The organism is Roseicyclus sp., from assembly GCF_052168335.1.
GTDB lineage: Bacteria > Pseudomonadota > Alphaproteobacteria > Rhodobacterales > Rhodobacteraceae > Roseibacterium.
The window spans coordinates 1-3,296 of sequence record NZ_JBQLZP010000705.1 but is presented as its reverse complement, the minus strand read 5'-3'; the positions used below and the strand labels follow the sequence as shown (position 1 = coordinate 3,296).

General features: G+C 71.9%; 3 protein-coding genes. 2 read left to right on the top strand and 1 reads right to left on the bottom strand.

Features of this window, described 5'->3' with window-relative positions:
- Both kynU and ACTS11_RS21440 read left to right on the top strand, forming a co-directional pair.
- A partial coding sequence (gene kynU, locus ACTS11_RS21445; protein WP_442642306.1) for a kynureninase occupies positions 1-1,163 on the top strand: 1,163 nt, incomplete at its 5' end.
- 186 nt (positions 1,164-1,349) lie between these two features.
- Positions 1,350-2,633, top strand: a complete 1,284-nt coding sequence (locus tag ACTS11_RS21440; RefSeq protein WP_442642305.1) for a DUF3422 family protein — start codon at positions 1,350-1,352, stop codon at positions 2,631-2,633.
- Positions 2,634-2,694: 61 nt separating this feature from the next.
- Here ACTS11_RS21440 and ACTS11_RS21435 read toward each other — a convergent pair.
- Positions 2,695-3,296: AMP-binding enzyme (locus tag ACTS11_RS21435; protein WP_442642304.1), on the bottom strand; the 602-nt coding region annotated here is incomplete at its 5' end.

Below are 3,296 nucleotides of genomic sequence, written 5' to 3'. Positions count from 1 at the left end.
GCTTCCGCCTGCCTCCGGGGCAAGTCTATCTCGACGGCAACTCGCTCGGGCCGCTGCCCGCGGGCGCGGAGGCGGCGATGCGCCGGACGCTCCGCGAGGAATGGGGCGAGATGGCGATCGGCGGCTGGAACCGAGCCGACTGGATGGGGCTGCCCGACACGCTCGGCGACCGGATCGCGCGGCTGATCGGGGCCGAGGCGGGGCATGTCACGGTCGGCGACACGCTGTCGATCCGGCTCTTCCAGGCGCTGGCGGCGGCGGCGGCGATGTCGGACAGACGGGTCATCCTGAGCGACAGCGGGAACTTCCCCTCGGACCTCTACATGGCGCAGGGCTTCGTCGCGAACATGAAGGGCGGCTTCACGCTCCGCGTGGTGGAGCCCGAGGCGGTGGCGGAGAGCCTGACGGAGGAGGTCGCCGTCCTGATGCTGACGCAGGTGGACTACCGCAGCGGGCGGCGGCACGACATGGCGGCGCTGACGGCGGCGGCGCAGGCGGCGGGTATCGTCACGGTCTGGGACCTCGCCCATTCGGCGGGCGCCTTCGAGGTGGACCTCGCGGGCGCGGGCGCCGACTTCGCGGTGGGCTGCACCTACAAGTACCTCAATGGCGGGCCCGGTGCGCCCGCCTTCCTCTACGTCGCGCCGCGCCACGCGGACCGGGCGCACACGGTGCTGAACGGCTGGCTCGGCCATGCCGCGCCCTTCGGCTTCGAGGCGGAGTACCGCCCGGCGCCGGGCGTCGCGCGGATGCGGATCGGCACGCCCGCGATCGTGCAGATGCGCGTCCTCGAGGCCGCGCTCGACGCCTGGGACGGCGTGTCGATGGCCGATCTGCGCGCGCGGTCGGTGGCGCTGTCGGAGCGGTTCATCGCAGGCGTGGAGGCGCGGTGCCCGGGCCTCGTCCTCGCCTCGCCGCGCGATCCCGGGCAGCGCGGGAGCCAGGTGTCGTTCCGCTTCGGCGAGGCCTACGCGACCATGCAGGCGCTGATCGCCCGCGGCGTCGTGGGCGACTTCCGCGCGCCCGACATCCTGCGCTTCGGCATCGCGCCGCTCTACAACGGGGAGGCGGACATCGACGCGGCGGTGGACCATCTGGAGGCCGTGATCGCGGGGCGGGAGCATCTCGACCCCGCCCACCGGGCGCGCAAGCGCGTCACCTGAGGCCGCCCGCGCTGTGGCCATTATGCCGCAGCGCAGAAGGGGCGGTTTCCAAAATCCGCGCGCGGACAGTCACTTGGCGGCGAGGTATACGATGGCACCCCGGCAAACACCCGAATTCATTGCGTTTTCCGGTTTACCTCGGGCGCGGGCGGGATAATTCTCCGGTCACGCCAGGAGTTCCGCGCCATGCCGCTCGAAGATCACCCGCTGCGCTACGCGCTCACCAACGAGCTCCATGCCCGGCCCTTCCCCTCGCTCGCGGCGCCGGGGCAGGCGGTCTACCTCGCCATCAAGGAGCCCTCGCAGGCCGCCAAGCGCGACCGGGCGCGGGACCGGGCGCACCTGATCGCGCTCCTCGACCGGTTCGGGGCGCCGCATCCCAAGCCCGACGCCACGCATTTCTTCGGCGATCTCGGCAAGTTCCGCCTGAAGTGGGAGCAGCACACCGAGTTCGTGACCTACACGGCCTTCCTCGACAACGGGCTGAAGCGTCCCTTCGATCCGGACGCCTGGGAGGTCTTCCCCGAGGACTGGCTGGCCGAGGCGCCGGGTGCGCGCATCACATCGGCGCATATCGTCTACATGCAGGTGCCTCAGGACGAGGCCGAGGTCGAGACGCTCATCAACGAGTGGTTCGTCCCCGAGAGCCTCGCGGTCAGCCGCGTCCTGGACGACACCGCGATCATCAGCGGGGATTTCCGGATCGACGTGGCCGGCCACCTGCGCTTCGCCGTCTTCACGCGGCCCGATACCGGGCACCGGCGGCTCGGGCGGATCGTGCAGCGGGTCTGCGAGATCGAGACCTACAAGACCATGTCGATGCTGGGCTTGCCGCGGGCCCGCGCGATCTCGGGGAGCCTCGGCGCCATCGACGAGCGGCTGTCGCACCTGGTGAGCGACATGACGGGCGACCTGGCGCAGCCCGCCGAGACGCTGGGCGAGCTTCTGAAGATCGCCTCCGAGCTCGAGCGGCTCCAGACCGAGAGCGCGTTCCGCTTCGGGGCGACGGGCGCCTACGACGCCATCGTGAACCAGCGCGTGGGCGTCCTGCGGGAAGAGCGCTTCCGCGGGCGGCAGACCTTCGCGGAGTTCATGATGCGCCGCTTCGATCCGGCGATGCGCACGGTGAAGTCGACGGAGACGCGGCTCGAGGCGATGACGACGCGGGCGATCCGGGCGGGCGACCTCCTCAGGACGCGGGTGGACGTGGACCGCTCGGCGCAGAACCAGGAACTGCTGGCCTCGATGGACCGCCGCTCGGACATGCAGCTGCGGCTGCAGAAGACGGTCGAGGGGCTGTCGGTCGTGGCGATCAGCTACTATGCCGTGAGCCTGCTGGTGTATCTCACCGGGCCCCTGGCCGAGCCGCTGGGTCTCTCGAAGACGGCGCTGACGGCGCTCGTGGTGCTGCCGACGGTGGGCCTCGTCTGGCTGATCGTGCGCTCGATCCGGCGGTCGGTGGAGAAGTGACGCGGGCCGAGGGGCGCGGTCCCGCCGGCGGGACCGGCGGAAAAGCCGGCTTTTCCGCCCCCTAGACCTGCTGGCGGAGCGCCCGGCGGAGGATCTTGCCCGTGGCCGTCATCGGCAGGCTCTCCGCCCGGACGACCCGGCGCGGCACGCAATGGGCCGAGACCTTCTCGCGCACGAGCGCCTGCAGTGCCTCGGGCAGGCCGTCCCAGGCCGCGCCCTCGCGCAGGACGACATGGGCCACGACGATCTCGGTCCGGACCGGGTCGGGCGCGCCCACCACGGCGGCCATGACCACGTCGGGATGGGCGGCCAGCGCCTGCTCGATCTCGACTGGGCCGATGCGGTAGCCCGCGCTTGTGATCACGTCGTCGTCGCGGGCGTGGAAGACCATCTGCCCGTCCTCGCGGAGGAGCGCCAGGTCGCCGGTGCGGAGCCAGCCGTCGATGACCTTGTGCGCGGTGGCCTCGGGCTTGCCCCAGTATTCGAGGAACATCACCGGGTCGGGCGCGCGCACGCAGACCTCGCCCACCTCGCCCGCCGCGACGGGCCGGTCGCCGGGGCCGAGGACCGCCACCTCGTGGCCGGGCACGGGCAGGCCCATGGCGCCGGGGACGCGGTCCATCACCCGGTCGACGGAGGCCACGACGAGGTTGCACTCGGTCT

Coding starts and splice junctions, on each gene's coding strand:
- ACTS11_RS21440 (WP_442642305.1), top strand. CDS start 1,350: ATGCCGCTCGAAGATCACCCGCTGCGCTACGCGCTCACCAACGAGCTC.